This window comes from Streptomyces sp. NPDC050439 (assembly GCF_040655335.1).
Taxonomy (GTDB): Bacteria; Actinomycetota; Actinomycetes; order Streptomycetales; family Streptomycetaceae; genus Streptomyces.
In genome coordinates this window covers 82,509-100,255 of record NZ_JBFAJT010000012.1, presented here as the reverse complement: position 1 = coordinate 100,255, position 17,747 = coordinate 82,509, and the positions used below count along the sequence as shown (strand labels likewise).

The following is a 17,747-nucleotide window of genomic DNA, read 5'->3' as shown; positions in this document are numbered from 1 at the left end:
GCCCCGCAGGGGCGCGGGGAACGGCGCGCCCAGCCACGACGGCGCAGCAGGTGACTTAACGGGCCGAGGCGACCCTGCCAGAAACTTCGCCGAGGCCCACCCGCGTGCCGTCAGGCCCCGGGGCCCACGCCGTCAGCGTGACCTCGTCGCCGTCCTCCAGGAACGTCCGCTTCCCGTCCGGGAGGACAAGAGCGTCGCGGCCGTTCCAGGTGATCTCGATGAGGGAGCCGTACTGCCCCTCGGAGGGACCGCTCACGGTGCCCGAGCCGTACAGGTCACCCGTGCGCAGGGACGCGCCGTTCGCCGTCATGTGGGCCAGCTGCTGGGCGGCCGTCCAGTAGACGGTGGAGAAGGGCGGCTCGGAGATGACGTGGCCGTTCAGGGCCACGGTGATGCGCAGGTCGTAGCCGCCGGGTTCGTCGGCGACGGACTCCGCCGAGTCGTCCAGGTAGGGCAGGAGTTCGTGCGTGCGCTCCGGAGGGGCGACCCGCGCCGCGTCCAGGGCCTCAAGGGGGGTGATCCACGCCGAGACCGAGGTGGCGAAGGACTTGCCGAGGAACGGCCCGAGCGGGACGTACTCCCATGCCTGGATGTCGCGCGCCGACCAGTCGTTGAGGAGGGTCAGCCCGAAGACGTGCTCCCGGAAGTCCGCGAGCGGCACCGGCGTGCCCAGCTCCGACGGCGTACCCACGACGAAGCCGACCTCGGCCTCGATGTCGAGGCGGACGGAGGGCCCGAAGACCGGGGCCGTCTCCGTGGGCGCCTTGCGCTGCCCCGAGGGGCGTACCACCTCGGTGCCGGAGACCACAACGGTGCCGGACCGGCCGTGGTAACCGATGGGGAGGTGCTTCCAGTTGGGGGTCAGCGGGGACGGTGCGTCCGGACGGAAGATCTGCCCCAGGTGTGACGCGTGGTGTTCCGAGGCGTAGAAATCCACGTAGTCGGCGACCTCGAAGGGGAGGTGCAGCGTGACCTCGGACAGGGGGTACATGAGGGGGCGCACGACTTCGCGGTGCGCCGGGATCGTGACCCAGGCCGTGATCGCGCGCCGCACGTCCGACCAGGCCGTGCGGCCCGCCGCGAGCAGCGGGTTGAGCGTGGGCCGGGCGAGCAGCGAGACATAGGGCGAGCCGAGCGCCGCGGCCGCCGCACCCGCGTCCAGGACGTGATCGCCGAGCCGTACGCCGACGCGGCGCTCACCGGCTCCGGACGCGCCCTCGGGGCCCGTGGCCAGGGAGAACACGCCGTACGGGAGATTGTGCGGCCCGAAGGGATCACCCTCCGCGAGAGCGAAGGGATCGCTTACGGAGCGGACGGAAGGGTCGCTCCCGGCCGGATCGAGCGGGGTGTGCTCGGACATGCGTACCTGCCTCGCTTTCCATATGGGTGTGCCACACGTTACGTGGGAACCCTCGGTTGGGGCAGTGTCTAAAGAGTTCGCAATGTCCGAATAAATCTTGCTGGAGTGGTCAGTTCCGGCTTAGCGTCCTTTGGGGGGACGCGGACGGGGTGGGTCCGGGTCATACGGAGGGACACGTGGGGGGACCCGTGGCCATGAGGAACGACAGCCTGCCCTTCGCGGTGGACCGTGAGGTGCCCGGCCTGATCGTGAAGTTCGGAAACTATCCGCTGCACCACGGCGGCGTGGGCGCGATCCGCAGCCTCGGACGGCTCGGCGTGCCCATGTACGCGATCACGGAGGACCGTTACACGCCGGCGGCGGCCTCCCGCCATCTGACCGGCGCGTTTCCCTGGCCGACCACCGGGGTGGAGGAGCCGCGGCGGCTCGTCGAGGGGATGCTGCGCATCGCGCGCCGGATCGGCAGACCCACGGTCCTGATCCCGACCGACGAGGAAGCGGCCGTCCTCATCGCCGAGCACCAGGAGCCGTTGGCCGCGGCGGGGTTCCTCTTCCCGCGCGTGGAGCCGCAGTTGCCCCGCCGGCTCGCCAGCAAGCAGGGCCTGCACGAGCTGTGCGTGGAGCACGGCATCGCCTCGCCCGCCGCGTCCTTCCCCGATAGTTACGGGGACGTGGCGGAGTTCGCCGCCGGGGCGACGTTCCCGGTGGTCGCCAAGAACCGCGAGGCGTTCACGCGCCGTTCCAGACCCGCGGTGAGCGGGACGACCCGCATCGAGACCCCGGAGCGGCTGCTCTGCCTCGCCCGTGGCTGGGGCGAGCGGCCCGGGGTGATCCTCCAGGAGTATCTGCCGCGGGAGCAGGCCGAGGACTGGATCGTGCACGCGTACTTCGACGCGGACTCGGCGCCGCGCGCGATGTTCACGGGCGTCAAGGTGCGCTCCTGGCCGCCGCACGCGGGGATGACGGCGAACGCGTACGTCGTCGACAATCCGGAACTCGCGGACCTCGCCGCTCGTTTCATCAAACAGATCGGCTTCACCGGCGTCATCGACCTCGACCTCCGCTTCGACCGGCGGGACGGTCAGTACAAGCTGCTCGACTTCAACCCCCGTATGGGTGCGCAATTCCGGCTCTTCGAGAGCGAGTCCGGGATCGATGTGGTTCGCGCCATGCATCTGCACCTGACGGGGCGCCCGGTTCCCAAAGGGGAACAGCGCGCCGGGCACCGGTATGTCGTGGAGAACATCGACCTGCCCGCGCTCCTCGCCTACCGCCGCAGCGGCTATACGACGCCGCACGCGCCCCCACACGCGAGTAGTACGGAGCTGGCGTGGCTGGCGGCGGACGACATGAAGCCGTTCTTCACGATGCTCGCGCGTTTCGTGCGGCCCGGGGCGAAGCATCTCTATCAACTGTGGCGGAGCAACCGCCGCGGCAGCAGTTCATCACCCACGAAGTAGGCACACGGCACACGCGGCAAGTGACGTCCTGGGGAGGGACTTCGTGATCCATCCGGTAGCAGTGATCGGGGCGGGGCCGTTCGGCCTGTCCACCGCGGCCCATCTGCGGGCCCGCGGGATTCCGGTGCGGGTCTTCGGTGACCCGATGGTGAGCTGGCGGGCGCACATGCCCGCGGGCATGCTCCTGAAATCGACCCCCGTCGCCTCGAACATCGACGCGCCGCAGCGCGGCCACAACCTCGTTGACTACTGCGACGCGGCGGGCATCCGGCGGCTGATCACGGACGAGGACATCGTCCCGATCGAGACCTTCGTCGCCTACGGGGAGTGGTTCAGGGAGAGACTCGTGCCCGACCTGGAGCAGGTGCGGGTGGTGTCGGTGGACCGCAAGGGCACGGCGGGGTTCGACCTGAAGCTGGACTCCGGCGAGCAGTTCACGGCCCGCGCGGTCGTGGTCGCGAGCGGGCTCTCGGGGCTCGCGCAACTGCCGCCGGCGCTCGCCGCCGCGGTGCCGGACGGCCCGTCTCCCACCGGGCCCGTGTCACACAGCTCGCAGCACAGCGATCTGTCGCGGTTCGCGGGGCGTGAGCTGCTCGTGGTCGGCGCGGGGCAGTCGGCCCTGGAGACGGCCGCGCTCGCCGCCGAGGCGGGCGCGAGCGTGAAGGTGGTGGCGCGCGGCAGGGGGTCGGTGGCCTTCGGGGCGCCTCCGTGGGAGCAGCCGAAGCTGCGCCCCCAGTCGCCGTTCGGCCGCGCCTGGTCGCTGTACGCGATCAGCTACTACCCCCACCCCTACCGCTACCTGCCCCCGCAGGCCCGCCACTACCTGGTCCGCCGCATTCTCGGACCGCTGGGCGCGTGGTGGCTGCGCGAGCGCTTCGAGGGCAAGGTCGAGAAGCGCGAGGTCCGCCGCGTCATGGCGGCGGACGTCCGGGACGGCAGCCCCGTCCTGCGGGTGGAGACCCTGGGCGGCCGTGTCCGCGAACTCTCCGCCGACCACGTCATCGCGGCGACGGGCTACCGCGTGGACATCGCCGCGATGGACTTCCTGGGCCCCGCACTCCGCGCCCGCCTCACCACAAGCCGAGGCACCCCGAAGTTGGGCGCGGGCTACGCCTCATCGGTCCCGGGCCTGTACTTCACCGGCCTCCCGGCAGCGGCGTCGTACGGCCCGGTGATGCGCTTCGTATGCGGAACGGAGTTCGCCTCACCTCGGCTGGTGGGGCACTTGGCACGGGCACACGGCTGAGCTGACCGGGGGAGAACGGGGGTGCCGGCTGGCGGCGGGCCCCCTACTCGGATCAGGTACTGGCCGTTTCGCCGGGGCCCGACCCGAACGACTCGACGAAGTCACGAAGAACGCGCGCCGAGAAGGGATCCGTCGCCGGATCGTCCGGCGTGATGAGACTGACGGCGAAGTACTCGCCCAGGAGCAGCCCGGCACCTTCGACGGCGGCCACGGCCTCGGGGTCCGCACCCTGGACCCCTGTCACCCGGGCGGCGCGCAGTGGTTGTGGACGGAGGCTGTAGAAGACCGAGAAGGGGCCTTCGCCGTCGCTGTTGAGGGCGTAGCCGTTCTCCTCCCAGAAGTCCTCCATCTCCTGGCCGGCCGAGAAGGTGACGATGCCCGAGTACTCGTCGTCGGCGTCGACTTCCGGGAGATCCCACGCGGCCAGGGATTCCGCGGAGACCGGCTCTCCGTACAGGAAAATGCCGGGCCAGTGCCGGTGCCTGCGCATGACGAACTGCTTCATCGCCGTGGGGAGGCTGGCGTCGACGACGAAGTCGCTCGAGTGGCCGGTGATTTCCATGTGTTCCTTGCCTTGCTGTGCGCTTCGGTGTCGATCAGGCCTTCCAGCCCGAGGTGGGCCCGTGGTACCTGATCGCGTCGCGGGGAATGCTGACGTCCTTGTTGGAGAACCAGACGTGGCTGCGGGTGCCGGGAAGACGGCCGGAGAAGAGCTTCTTCTCGACTTCGAACTCGATCATGTACTCGCTCTTCTCCCGGGTCAGGCCGAGGTAGGACTTGAATCCACCGGGCTTCTTCGCGACGTCGGCGGGGCTCATCGGCGAGACGTAGACCGCGGAGGCGTTCTTTCCCTTTGAACTCTTGGGGACCTTGAGAGTGATCCCCTCCTTGCTTCCGCCGCTCATGATCTTCTGGTAGCCACCCTTGTCCGTGTAGTGCCGGATAACGGCTTTGCAGGACGGGGCAAGACCCAGTGGGTCAATCCAAGTAAGCGGATTGATCACGTAGTTGTGGTGATGCGGCGCCGGATCGAGACCGAGTGGGTCAGGGCTGTGATAGCGCGCGGTGCTGGGGTCGTAATAACGGTGATGGTTGTAGTGGAGGCCGGTCTCGGCATCGTAATACTGACCGGGGAATCGGAGAGGACAGCCGACTTCCCCAGGCGCGTCCTGGAGAGGAAGTCCCCACAGCGAAGTCCTGGAGCGCCAGGCGACGGCGCCGTCCTCGTCGACGAGTTCGGTCGGGGTGCCGACGAGGTCGGTCACGATGGAGTAGAACCGCTCGTCCACCAGACCCTGATCGTCGGGCGTGCTTCCAGAGCGGCTTCGCTGTGCGATCGGACGGTCGCCGCCCGGCTGCCAGTCCCAGGTGGTGATGCGGCCGCTGTCGCCCTCACCGGGAATCGTGCGACTCTCCTCCGCCAGACGCGTGCCGTCCCAGACGAAGTCGGTGCGCTCGACCACCGATTCGCCGCTCGCGGAGAGCAGCTCCTTGGCCGTGCGCCTGCCGAGCGGGTCGTACCGGTAGCGCCAGCGCCGCCCGTCCGGGGTGGTGACCTCCCGCAGGCGGTCCTCCGCGTCCCAGTCGAAGAGCCAGGTGCGGGACCCTCCGGACAGCAGCGCACGGGTGTGGCGAACCACGCGGCCCTGCCCGTCGTGCTCGTAGCGCGCCCTGCCCGCGGTTCGCACCAGGGTGCCGGAGTAGGTGAGGGACCCTTGGACATCCGTCCCACGACCGTCTGTTGACGCCGAGTGGACGAGGTTTCCGAGCTTGTCGTAGGCGTACGTCTCGCTGCGGTCCGCGGAGGCCACTGCAGTGACCCTGCCGTTCACGTCGAGCTCGTACGCCGACGTGCCCGACGTGGCATCGGTGACGGACCGGAGCAGCCCGTCGGCCCGGTAGGAATAACTGCGATCGACGGCGGGGGCCGTCGCTCGGGGAGCGCGGACCGCCTGGGACGTCAGGCGGTGGCCGGCGCTCCACCCGTGGACGAGGGAGGCGCCGGACGGGAGCTCACGGACGGTCTCATTCCCGGCCGGGTCGTAGTCGAAGCGGACGCTGCGGCCGGAGCCGTGGAGTTCGACCGGCTGGTGCTCGGAGTCGTACTTCCACTCGCTCAGGACGCCGGCGGGAGTCCGGCGGCTCAGACGACGGCCCGCGGTGTCATAAGTGTTGGTCAGCACGCGGCCGTTGCAGCTTTCGGACAGCACACGGCCGTGAATGTCGTACGTGAAGGTCAGCTCGGCGTCCCGGTTGGCGGCCCGGACGATCGCTCCGCCCTGGTCGTACTCGAACCGGGTGAGGTTGCCGTCGGAGTCGCGCTGTTCGACGACCCTGTCGAGGAGGTCCCGGACGTATCCGATGCTCTGGCCTGCCCCGTTGGTCCGTTCCGCGATGTGACCGACGGCGTCGTGGCGATAGGAGATCGTTCGGCCGTTGAAGTCGGTCTCACGGACGATGTTGCCCACGCAGTCGTATGCGTAGGTCCAGGTCTGTCCTTCGGCGTTCGTCACGACCACCGGCCTGAGCTCGGTGTCGTAGGTGAACTCGACACGTGCTCCGTCCTGCGTCGTCCGGGCGCGGCTCCGGTCGAACGGAGCTGTCTCGAACCGCGTCACGGCGCCGTTCGCATCAGTGTGGGCCAGAATGTTGCCCTCGGGGTCGTACACCCAGCTCTCGGCCGTGCCGTCGGGGAATTCACGGTGAGCCGGGAGCCCTTCGGCGGTCCACGTGGCCTTGGTGACCGACGCGTCGGGTTCCTGGACCCGGCTGATGCGGCCGAACGCGTCGTGCTCGAATCGGGTTATGGCGCCGAGCGGGGTACACACGGCTGTGGCAAGGCCGGCCGGGGAGCTCTCGACCCGGCTCACCTCACCGAGATGATCGGTGACGGAGGCGACGGCGCCAGTGTCGTCATATGTGTACGTGGTGCCGGCGCCGACGGGGTCCGTGATCGAGACGATGTTCCCGCGGGAGTCGTGCGCGTACCGCCATCGGGCGCCGTCCTGCTCGGTCGCCGTGACCAGAGCCCCGGAACTGTCGTACTCGTACTGGGCGCCACTGCCGTCCGGGTGGACTACACCGGTGCTGTTGCCGCTCTCGTCGTAGGTGTACGTCGTGGTGCGACCGAGAGCGTCGGTCAGGGACTCGAGGTTGTCGTAGCGGTCCCAGGTGCGGGTGGTGGTGTGGCCCAAGGGGTCGGTCTCGGCGACGAGTTGATAGGCGTCGTTGAACTCGTAGGTCGTGGTGTGCCCGAGGGAGTTGGTCGCCAGAGACCTGCGGCCCTCGGCGTCGTACGTGTAGGTGTAGTCGAGGATGCCGTCGGTGCCGTTGGTGCGGACGCAGCGGTCTTCGGTGTCGTACACATAGCGGTACCACGTGCCGTTGCGGTCCTCCCAGCCCGTGATACGGCGCTTGCCGTCGTAACTGAGCTTCAGGGGCAGGCCGGACGAGTTGTAGATCTCCGTGAGATTGCCGGCGTCGTCGTAGCCGTAACGCAGAAGGACGGGGCGTTCGGGGTCGTTGAGCAGGGTGAGGGCGGTGATGCGGCCCTCGTCCGTGGTCATCCCGATGCGGTAGCCGCCGGTGTGCGTCAGCTCATGGGGCGCGCCGTCCGCGCCGTACTCCAGCCGGATCGCGTTCCCGTTGCGGTCGGTGATGGCCGCGAGGGGGAGTTCGGCAAGGGGGCGGCCGGGGAGGGCCCGGAATCGGAGAGTGAGGCCGGACTCGGGCAGTCGCACGGCCATGGTGTCTCCCTGGGCGTCCCACTCCAGCGGCCAGCGCGGCCCCTCGACCGGGAGCACGGGGGCGTCCGGGTCCGGCACGGGGTAGTGAAGGACCATGCCGTCGGCCGTCGTGAAACGGACTCCGCCTGCGTCGAGTATGAGGCGCTGATCCAGTGTCGAGCCCCAGCTGGGCCCGAACCAGCGCCCCGACCGCAGCCCGGTGCGGTGATGGCGTTCGAGCTCCAGGGGGAGGACTCCCGGGAGGTCCACATCGGTCTCGGACATCACCATGTCGCCGGTGGCCATGTCGATCGGATCGCCGCAGGTGAAGAGCTTCTTCATGGGGCGCGCCATCGCGCGCGCCCCCTTCCCCAGGCCCTTGACGCCGAGTGACAGGCCCTTCATCCCGGCCTTGAGGCCCTTCATGCCCTTGGCGAGGCCGCGCAGGCTGGTGAGGCCCTTCATGCCGGGGATGCAGTCCAGGGCGGCAAAGGCTACGTCGAGGAGGCCTGCTTCCCCGTTGGCGTATTTATGGAGGGTGTCGGCCAGGACGACCAGGGCGGCGATGAGGACGATGGCGCCCAGGATCGGGCCGCCGATGATCATCGCGATGACGCCGAGTACGGCGACGACGACCTTGCAGACGGCGACGATGGTGTCCCAGTTGTCGGTGACCCAGTCGCCGACCTCCTCCCACCACTTGCGGTTCTGGATGCCCGCGTCGGAGGCCTCTTCGAGCTTCTTCTTCGCTGTCCCGGCCGCGCTCTCGCGCATCTTGCGCGCGTCCTCGGCCATCTTCTTCGCCGCGTCCAGGCTGGACTGGGCGGCGGTTACGTCCGACTTGGCAGCCGTCTGGGCCTTTTCGGCTGAGTTGGCGTTGCGGGTGGCGGCCTTGACCTTGTCCGGGTCGGGTTTGGGGACGTCCTTGGACGCGCCGGAGTCCTTGTCGTCTTTGTACTTGTCGGCTTCCTTGCCTGCCCGATCCACCCAGGAGTCGGCTGAGGTCAAGCGGGACTGGGCTGCGCTCAGGCTGGTCTGGGCCTCGCGGCCCTTCGCCAGGGCCTTGTCCGCCAGGGCCTGGGAGCGTTCCAGTTCCGGCCAGTACGTGGACAGGGCGTCGCCCGCCATCTCGTAGCTCTTTTTGAGCTTCTTCAGCTTGCCCGGCGCCGACTCGAATTCCGAGGTGAACGATTCGGCGGTCTTGCCCGCCCAGGTGAGGATGGCGTCCTCGCCCGCCATTCCCTTGATGTCCCGCAGCACCTTCGAGACGTCGTCGGCGAAGTCGTGCAGGTTCTTCGCCAGGTTGCGAACCCGGTCCGGATCACCGGGCGTGGGGTCCTTGTCCAGGTCCAGGACATGCCAATCCGCCGGACGATTCCCCGCCATGCCGCAACCCCCGTCACGCGTTTGCCGGCCAACACTTGATGCGGGGTGCAAAGTTACTAGGTTTGCTGGTGTGGAGGAGGGGAGGGGGGAGGGGACCGTTTCGTATGGACCCGTCCCGGTGAATCCTGTGAGCCTGGCTTGAGCGCCGGTTGTGCGACCAGCGCACTTTTGGCGTCACAGCTCTTGTGACGTTGCTATCGGCGGCGCCCGGGATCCGTATTCTCTGGATCATGGCTGCACCCCTCGCATATTCACTCATCGCCACTGACCTGGACGGGACGCTGCTGCGCGGCGACGACACCGTCTCCGACCGGTCGTTGGCCGCGCTGTCGGCGATCACTGAGGCGGGGGCGCACCACCTGGTGGTGACCGGGCGGCCCGCGCCCCGGGTGAAGCCGCTGTTCGACGATCTGGGGGGCGGTGGCCTCGCCGTCTGCGGGCAGGGGGCCCAGTTGTACGACGCCGGGGCCGACCGCATGATCTGGTCCGTGACGCTCGACCGCGATCTTGCCGAGGCCGCGCTCGGGAAGATCGAGGCGGAGGTCGGGCAGGTCTACGCCGCCGTCGACCAGGACGGCGTGGACGGGCTCACCCTCATCGAGCCGGGGTATCTGATGCCGCACCCCACCTTGCCCGCCGTACGTGTCCACAAGCGGGACGCGCTCTGGGCCGAGCCCATCAGCAAGGTGCTCCTGCGCCATCCCGAGCTGACCGACGACGAGTTGGCCGCCGTCGCCCGCGATGCCGTCGGGCCCCTCGCCACCGTCACCATGTCAGGGCCCGGCACGGTCGAGCTGCAGCCGCGCGGGGTGACCAAGGCGACCGGCCTCGCCCTCGCCGCCGAGCGGCTCGGGATGACCGCCGAGGACACCATCGCCTTCGGGGACATGCCCAACGATGTGCCGATGTTCGTCTGGGCGGCCCGTGGCATCGCCATGGCCAACGCCCACGCCGACCTCAAGTCGGCTGCCGATGAAGTGACTTCGTCCAATGAGGATGACGGGGTGGCCGTCGTGCTCGAGCGGTTGCTCGACTCTCGGGAGTAGGGCTCTAGCCCGCCGTCCTCGGGATCCGCTTCTCCCACGTGCGGTGGAAGATCACCTCGTCCCCCTCCTTGCACACCACCTCGTTCGACGTGATGAAGTCCGCCGCGTCGCACGTGATCTCGGAGCGGGAGGTGATCGACACGTCCCAGGCCAGCTCGGGGCGGTGCAGCCGGATGAACCAGTCGGAGCGGGTGCGCGCGGAGAGCGGGTCGGACTCGTCGATCGTGTACGCCTCCACCGCGTCCTCGGTGAATTCGAGTCCGTCCGGGTAGACCCGCGTACCGCCGTAGCGCGGGTCCACCTCCAGGCGCCACTCGCCCTTCGCCACATCGCGTACGACCAGGCGCTCGGGGCGCGGCTCGTCGAGTGTCGCCGGGTACACCACCCCGAGGGGCTCCGACTGCTCCGGAGGTGAGAACACAATGGAGGGGTCCAAGTCGCCCTGCCGGACAGGGAGTTCCAGGGCGCTGCCCGCCGGGTCCAGGACGAAGCCCGCCGAGTCCGCCTGCGGCCAGATCCACGGCCAGTACGCGGACGACACCGCGAGCCTGATCTTGTGGCCGGGCGGGAACGTGTGGCCGATCGCGTTCAGTTCGAAGGTGACGTCTTCCGTCCCGCCCACCGGCCAGGGGTCCACCCGGTCCCGGCCGTTGCGGGACGACAGGTTCAGGACGCCTCGCGTGACCAGCGTCGACGAGCCGTCCGGCGCCACGTCGCACACCCGCGCGATCGCCTGCCCGGACGGGGTGTTCATCGTCAGGCGAAGCTTCACCTGGGGGCGGCCCAGGATGCGTACGGCCGAGGGGACCTCGAACTCGAAGCACGCCGACTTCGCGTCCTCGTCCCGCTGGTCCGGCGGCAGGTCCGCGTCGTTCCCGAAGGGGAAGTAGCGGCCCGCGTCCAGGCCCGTGTGCTGGGGGGAGTCGACGGTCATCGGGGCGCCCTGGAGGGCGTACGGGGTCGGGGTGACGTTCGGCGACGGCCAGGAGGGATCGCCGACCCAGCCGCCCGGCAGCTCGGCGTACACCGTCGCCGGCGGGTGCGAGTCGCTGATCCAGGAGCGCAGCTTCGGCTCCGCCATGACGCCCGTGTCGATGCCCTTGAGGTGGTGGTCCCACCAGCGCAGCGTCTCCTGGAGGAAGCCGATCGCCGGGCCGGGAGGGAGTCCTCGGTCCGGGTACTGGTGCGACCACGGGCCGATCAAGCCCCGTACATCACCCGGCAGATGCTCGACCAGACGCAGGACCGTGTCCCGGTAGGGGTCGTGGAAGCCGCCCACCGCGAGCACGGCGGCGCCGATCGCGGAGTAGTCCTCGCAGACGCTGCCGTGCTGCCAGTAGGCGTCCCGGGTCTGGTGGTCGAGCCAGGTGTGGATGAAGGGGTCCACGGCTTCGAGGCGGCTCAGCCACATCTCCCGCCAGCGGTCGCCGACGAACAGCGGGTCCGGGGGACGGGAGACGAAGGCGAGCATCGTCGCCGCCCACGCGTGCATGTCCACCGCGAGGACGGAACCACCCATGTAGTGCACGTCGTTGTCATAACGGTCGTCCGCGGAGCAGACCGTGACGACTGCCTTGAGCGGCTCGGGCGCGAGGGCCGCGATCTGGAGGGAGTTGAAGCCGCCCCAGGAGATGCCGAACATGCCGACCTTGCCGGAACACCAGGGCTGCTCGGCGAGCCAGTCGACGACCGCCACCCCGTCGGCCAGCTCGACCGGGGAGTACTCGTCGGTCGGCATGCCCTCCGAGTTGCCGTGCCCGCGCACGTCCACGCGCACGGAGGCGTAGCCATGGCCCGCGTACCAGGGGTGGCGCTGGAAGTCGCGCGGCGCCGTCCAGTCGCTCAGCCGGTAGGGGAGGTACTCCAGGAGCGCGGGGACGGGTTCGTCCGTCACCGGGCGCCAGATGCGCGCGTACAGCTTGGTCCCGTCCGGGAGGGGTACCTGGACGTCCTCGCGAGTGGTCTCGTACGGGAAGGAAGTGCGAATCTGCATGGGGGGAACCTCGGGGTCCTCAGTGGACGGGGTGCATGGTGCGGCGCAGCCATGGCGCGAGCAGGATGACGGCCACACCGGCGACCACCGCGATCGCGCCGTTCACGCCGAAGTACGCCGGGTTGGAGACCTCGCCGTACAACTTCACGACCTGCGCCTGGATGCCGTTGGCGAGGGCGAGCGAGAGGAACCAGAGGGCCATGGTCTGGCTGGCGAAGGCCTTGGGGGCGAGCTTCGTCGTGGCCGACATGCCGGAGGTCTCCACGAGGATGTCGCCGAGGCCGAGCAGCAGGTACGACCCGACGATCCACCAGACCGCCATCTTGTACGTGTCGTCGCCGTGCCCGGAGGTGGGGAGCACCATCAGCAGGAACGACAGGCCGCCCAGGATCACGCCGAACGCGATCTTGTTCGAGGCGTGCGGCTGGCGGTGACCCATCCGGGCCCAGACGGTGGCGACGACGGGGGCGAGCGCGACCTCGAAGGCGCCGAGCGCGGAGGCGTACCAGCTGGCGGGGAAGGTGAAGCCGAAGATCGAGGTCTCGGCGTTCGTCGACGCGAGCAGGATCATCGTCGAGTAGGCCTGGAAGAGGATGAAGTTGAAGACGACCGACGCGAGGAAGAGCACCACGTACGGCCTGAGGCGCCCGCGCTCCTCGGACGTCACCCGTGGGCTGCGGAACATGACCGCGAAGTAGACGATCGGCGCGATCACCGAGACGACGGTGAGCAGGTCGACGAAGCGGTCCATCGTCAGCCAGCCGACGGCGGCGAGCACCCCCGCGAGGGCGGCGAAGACGAGGACGCCCACGACGATCAGGACGACCGCGCGGCGCATCGCGTCCCTGGGGAGCGCGAATTCCGCCGACGCCTTGCGTCCGGCGAGGTGGCGGCGCCCGAGCACGTACTGGATCAGGCCGAACGTCATGCCGATCGCGGCCGCCGAGAACCCCCAGTGCCAGCCCTTGTGGTCGCCGAGCCAGCCGGTGATCAGGGGGCCCGCGAAGGCGCCGATGTTGATGCCCATGTAGTACAGCGCGAAGCCCGCGTCGCGCCGGTCGTCGTCGGTGCGGTAGAGCTTGCCGACCATCGAGGCGACGTTCGGCTTGAGCAGGCCGGTGCCCGCGCTGATCAGGCCGAGTCCGACCCACGTCATCGTCGCAGTCGGCACGGCCATCGAGTAGTGGCCGCAGGCGATGAGGATGCCGCCCCACAGGACCGCGCGGTACGAGCCGAGGATGCGGTCGGCGAGCCAGCCGCCGGCCACCGAGACGAGATAGACGAGTGTTCCGTACGCCGCCGACACCGAGGCGGCCGTTCCGGGATCCATGCCCATTCCGTCGTTCGCGACGGAGTCCGCGAAGTACAGGACGAGGATGGCCTGCATGCCGAGGAACGAGAAACGCTCCCAGACCTCGAGACCCGAGAGGGTGAGAAGTCCGCGCGGCTGCCCGAAGAAGGCGTGGTCGTCGCCGGGCGGCGGCTCCGTCGGCGGTTCCGCGGGCGGTTCGGTGTCGGGCTCAGTGCGGGACAAAGGTTCTGCTCCCGTTGGTTCTGGGGCGTATCAGCTGATCAAGAACATACCGGTGCTGATCACACGCCGCCTGGGCGGCATTGCACAGGCGGGTGCCCACTGTGATCGAAAGGCGACCGGATACGCTGACTTGTGTGATGGCAGCGACACATCGACAAACCGTGTCATCGACGCGATCATCACGCAAAGACCGACCGAGTGATGATCGACCGAGTGACCGACTTGTGATCGTCAGCAGACAGGAGAACCCCTCGTGACCGTCGTCGGGCCCTTCGGCCTCAGCGTGCGGGACCAGGCTCTCGAAGCCGATGTCCAGGCCGGATTGGCGGCCGTCGAGGAAGGTCTGCTCGACGCCACCAAAAGCGGGGTCCCCTTCATCACGGAGGCCGCGCAGCATCTGGTGCGCGCGGGCGGCAAGCGGTTCAGGCCGCTCCTCGTGATGCTCGCCTCGCAGTTCGGCGATCCGTACGCGCCGGGCGTCGTGCCCTCCGCCGTCGTCGTCGAGCTCACTCACCTCGCGACGCTCTACCACGACGACGTGATGGACGAGGCGGACGTGCGCCGCGGCGTCGAGAGCGCCAACCAGCGCTGGGGCAACTCCGTGGCCGTCCTCACGGGTGATTTCCTCTTCGCGCGCGCCTCGTACATCCTGGCCGACCTCGGCCCGGACGCCGTCCGCATCCAGGCGGAGGCGTTCGAACGCCTGGTCACCGGCCAGATCCTGGAGACGGCGGGGCCCACCGAGGGCCGCGACCCGGTCGACCACTACCTCGACGTGCTCGGCGGCAAGACCGGCTCGCTCGTCGCCGTGGCGTGCCGTTTCGGCGCCATGATGTCCGGTGCCGACGAGACCGTCGTGGACGTCCTGACCCAGTACGGGGAGCGGCTCGGCGTCGCCTTCCAGCTCGCCGACGACGTCCTGGACATCGCCTCCGACTCGCACGAGTCCGGCAAGACTCCCGGCACGGATCTGCGCGAGGGCATCCCCACCCTTCCGGTCCTGCGCCTGCGCGAGCGGGTGGAGAAGCTCGGGCTCCCCGAGGACATCGCCCTGGCGGAGCTCCTGGACTCGGACCTGACGGACGACGCGCGGCACGCCGAGGCGCTGGCCCGGCTGCGGGTCCACCCGGCCCTGGAGCAGGCGCGCAAGGACACCGTGCGGTATGCGGAGGAGGCGCGGGACACCCTCGCGCCGCTGCGGGACTGCGACGCGAAGGCGGCGCTCGTCGAGCTCTGCGATCTGGTGGTGCACCGGGCGGGCTGAGCCGCCGCCCGGCGCTGCGCGCGTGACCTAGGTCACATTCTTGGGCCGGTCCTGGATTGAGTCCAGGATCGGATCCAATCCGTACCTATGCCCGGAAGCCGACGCAGTGGGGCGTCGGCTCAGGTACGGGGAGATTTCTGACCATGGGTACTTTTGGTACTTCCGGCATGTTCGCTCGTCGCCGCCGGGCGCTGCTCGCCGCAGGTGTGGCCGTCGCCGCCGCGGGTGGCGTGGCGGTCGCGGCACCGTCCGCGGCGGCGCACGACGGCGGCCACGGCCACGCCGGCAGCGGCACCAGCACCAGTACCGGCAGCGGGGGAGCCGTCTTCGCGGCGAGCTTGAACGGCGCGAACGAGGTGCCGGTGCAGGGCGGCCCCGCGGTGGGCGACAAGGACGGCCGGGCGCTCGAATTCGTCCAGGTCAAGGGCGACAGGGTGTCCGTCAGCGTCAAGTGGCGTGGCACCGGCAAGCCGACCGCCCTGCACATCCACCAGGGCGCCAAGGGCACCAACGGCGGCGTCAAGATCGACTTCACCGGGCTGCTCGGCAAGAGCAAGGGCCATCGCGTGACGGGCACGGTCAAGGTCCACGACGCGGCGCTGCTGCAGCAGTTGAAGGCCGACCCGAACAGCTTCTACGCCAACCTGCACACCGCCGAGTTCCCCGGCGGCGCGGTCCGCGGACAGCTCCACAAGGTGACCACGGACGTCGACTTCCGTGACGTGGCCGCCAACTTCCAGGCCTCGGTGCTCAAGGGCAAGCAGATCTACGAGTGCAAGAAGGCCGAGGACGGCTCCGGCAAGTTCGCCTTCGCGCAGCGTGACGTGCGCGCGCGGCTCGGCGGCGGCATCGCGCACGACTTCGTCGCCCCCAACTCGGGCACCCCGCGATGGACCGCCCCCGACCGCAGCCAGGTCACCGCGAAGCTGATCTCCAGGACCCCGAACGGGGAGAAGAACATCCCCGAACTCGACCTGGCGGCCACCCAGACGGGCAAGCCGCACGGGCTCCTCGCCGGCACCGCGGAGATCCTGCGCCTGAACACGGTGGGCGGGGGCGCGCCCGCGGGTGACTGCGAGCAGGGGGCCATCGCGGAGGTCCCGTACAAGGCGGATTACGTCTTCGTGCAGCGCTGACCCCTGAGTGCGCGGCGGCGCTTCCCCTACTGGTCGGGGGAGGCGCCGCCTCTTTTTGTCATCCCACAGCAGTACGTGGAGTTGCTCCCGGGGTCTGACGCTTCTCGCTGGCCGATTTGGTCGTATGGAGACAAGCAAGGTCCGGCAAGAACAACCACTCCTGACCTGTTCGGGTGAGAATGGCGGCGAGGAGTGGACGCACGCACGTACTGGGAAGGCCGCCGCCGACCACGGAGGTAGGGCACACAATGGCACCGTACGAACCGGAGCAGAACACCAGCGAGAGCGGGGAGCTGCGCGCGGGCCGTCGCAAGGCGGCGCGTTACGTGGTCCCCGTCGCGGTGGCGGGGGTGGCGGCGGCGACCATCGGGCTCGTCCCGGCGCTCGCCACGTCGGGCGACCCCAAGCTGCCCGACGTCACCGCCCAGGAACTCATCGAGAAGATCGCCGCGTCGGACACGGAGCAGCTCTCGGGCACCGTGAAGATCAGCACCGACCTCGGCCTCCCGTCCTTCGGCGGCGACATGGCCGGCGGCTTCGCGCCGGGCGGCGGCTCGGGCGGCGGAGAGGGCGGGGACGGCGAGGGCTCGGCCGCGGACCCGCAGGCGAAGCTGATGGAACTGGCGACCGGCACGCACACGCTGCGCGTCGCCGCCGACGGCCCCGACAAGCAGAAGCTGTCGATACTGGACGACGCCGCCGAATACAGCCTGATCCACAACGGCGACGACGTGTGGGCGTACGACAGCAAGTCGAACGAGGCGTACCACTCCAAGTCGGCGGGCAAGGGGCACGCCGACGAGAAGGGCGCTCCCGAGGACCTCCCCAAGGACGTCCCCTCCACGCCCAAGGAGCTGGCCGAGGAAGCGCTGAAGGCGGCCGACGACACGACGTCGGTGAAGGTCGACGGCACCGCGCAGGTGGCCGGCCGCGACGCCTACCGCCTGGTCATCAAGCCCAAGCAGTCCGGCTCGACGATCGGCCAGATCACGGTCGCCGTGGACTCCGAGACGGGCACGCCGCTGAAGTTCACCCTCACCCCGTCCGGCGGTGGCAGCGCGGTCGTCGACGCGGGCTTCACCAAGGTCGACTTCGGCAAGCCGGCCGCCTCGACCTTCGACTTCACGCCGCCCAAGGGCGCGAAGGTCACCGAGGGCGACGACGCCGAGGCGGGGGCCGAGAAGCACGGCTTCAAGGACGGCGGCAAGGAGTTCAAGGGCGACCAGGGCATGGAGGGCCTGAACGGCCTGAACGTCATCGGCAAGGGCTGGAACTCCATCGCCGAGCTCGAACTGCCGGGCGGCCAGGGCCTCCCGACGGGCGCCTCGGGCGATGTCCCGCCGGACGCGCAGAACTTCCTCGACTCGCTCGGCGACAAGGTGTCGGGCGACTTCGGTTCGGGCACGGTCTTCAAGACGCGTCTGATCAACGCCCTCATCACCGAGGACGGCAAGGTCTACGCCGGCGCGGTCACCAAGGAAGCGCTGGTGAAGGCGGCGAACGCGGCGAAGTAGCGTGCTGCGGCAAGGCGATTGAGCGGCGGGTCCGAGGTGCCGGACAGGTGCCTCGGATCCGCCGTCACGACTTCGAGCGGGGG

At 69.4% G+C, this 17,747-nt stretch carries 11 protein-coding genes; 6 read left to right on the top strand and 5 right to left on the bottom strand.

What is annotated here, in order from left to right; genetic code table 11:
• Positions 1-55 precede the first annotated feature (55 nt).
• Positions 56-1,360, bottom strand: coding sequence for a fumarylacetoacetase (gene fahA / locus AB0I66_RS38670; protein WP_363212748.1), 1,305 nt, complete (start codon positions 1,358-1,360; stop codon positions 56-58).
• 194 nt (positions 1,361-1,554) lie between these two features.
• Here fahA and AB0I66_RS38665 point away from each other — a divergent pair, with 194 nt between their 5' ends.
• Together AB0I66_RS38665 and AB0I66_RS38660 are read left to right on the top strand one after the other, a co-directional pair.
• Positions 1,555-2,820 (top strand): ATP-grasp domain-containing protein, encoded by a 1,266-nt coding sequence (locus AB0I66_RS38665; protein WP_363212747.1) that lies wholly within the window; start codon positions 1,555-1,557, stop codon positions 2,818-2,820.
• A 43-nt stretch (positions 2,821-2,863) separates the two neighbouring features.
• Positions 2,864-4,066: an FAD-dependent oxidoreductase gene (locus tag AB0I66_RS38660; RefSeq protein WP_363212746.1), complete on the top strand. Its 1,203-nt coding sequence runs from the start codon at positions 2,864-2,866 to the stop codon at positions 4,064-4,066.
• 52 nt (positions 4,067-4,118) lie between these two features.
• Here AB0I66_RS38660 and AB0I66_RS38655 read toward each other — a convergent pair whose 3' ends face one another.
• Both AB0I66_RS38655 and AB0I66_RS38650 read right to left on the bottom strand, forming a co-directional pair.
• Positions 4,119-4,628, bottom strand: a complete 510-nt coding sequence (locus AB0I66_RS38655) for a hypothetical protein (protein ID WP_363212745.1) — start codon at positions 4,626-4,628, stop codon at positions 4,119-4,121.
• 34 nt (positions 4,629-4,662) lie between these two features.
• Positions 4,663-9,177 carry a DUF6531 domain-containing protein gene (locus AB0I66_RS38650; RefSeq protein ID WP_363212744.1) on the bottom strand — a complete coding sequence of 1,505 codons (4,515 nt, stop codon included), beginning with the start codon at positions 9,175-9,177 and terminating at the stop codon, positions 4,663-4,665.
• Between the two features lie 230 nt (positions 9,178-9,407).
• Here AB0I66_RS38650 and AB0I66_RS38645 point away from each other — a divergent pair, with 230 nt between their 5' ends.
• Complete coding sequence (locus tag AB0I66_RS38645; RefSeq protein ID WP_363212743.1) at positions 9,408-10,223, top strand: HAD family hydrolase; 816 nt, start codon at positions 9,408-9,410, stop codon at positions 10,221-10,223.
• Positions 10,224-10,227: 4 nt separating this feature from the next.
• Here the strand turns inward: AB0I66_RS38645 and AB0I66_RS38640 are convergent, their stop codons facing one another.
• Both AB0I66_RS38640 and AB0I66_RS38635 read right to left on the bottom strand, forming a co-directional pair.
• The gene (locus AB0I66_RS38640; protein WP_363212742.1) at positions 10,228-12,216 is read right to left on the bottom strand and encodes a CocE/NonD family hydrolase; all 1,989 of its coding nucleotides are present in this window, start codon (positions 12,214-12,216) and stop codon (positions 10,228-10,230) included.
• Positions 12,217-12,235: 19 nt separating this feature from the next.
• The gene (locus tag AB0I66_RS38635; RefSeq protein ID WP_363212741.1) at positions 12,236-13,750 is read right to left on the bottom strand and encodes a peptide MFS transporter; all 1,515 of its coding nucleotides are present in this window, start codon (positions 13,748-13,750) and stop codon (positions 12,236-12,238) included.
• Positions 13,751-14,003: 253 nt separating this feature from the next.
• On the opposite strand from AB0I66_RS38635, the gene AB0I66_RS38630 reads away from it, so the two are divergent.
• The 3 genes from AB0I66_RS38630 to AB0I66_RS38620 all read left to right on the top strand — a co-directional run bounded on the left by AB0I66_RS38630 (position 14,004) and on the right by AB0I66_RS38620 (position 17,664).
• Positions 14,004-15,014 carry a polyprenyl synthetase family protein gene (locus AB0I66_RS38630; protein ID WP_363212740.1) on the top strand — a complete coding sequence of 337 codons (1,011 nt, stop codon included), beginning with the start codon at positions 14,004-14,006 and terminating at the stop codon, positions 15,012-15,014.
• Between the two features lie 167 nt (positions 15,015-15,181).
• Positions 15,182-16,150: a CHRD domain-containing protein gene (locus AB0I66_RS38625; protein WP_363212739.1), complete on the top strand. Its 969-nt coding sequence runs from the start codon at positions 15,182-15,184 to the stop codon at positions 16,148-16,150.
• A gap of 248 nt (positions 16,151-16,398) precedes the next feature.
• Positions 16,399-17,664, top strand: a complete 1,266-nt coding sequence (locus AB0I66_RS38620) for a DUF2092 domain-containing protein (protein ID WP_363212738.1) — start codon at positions 16,399-16,401, stop codon at positions 17,662-17,664.
• Positions 17,665-17,747 lie beyond the last annotated feature (83 nt).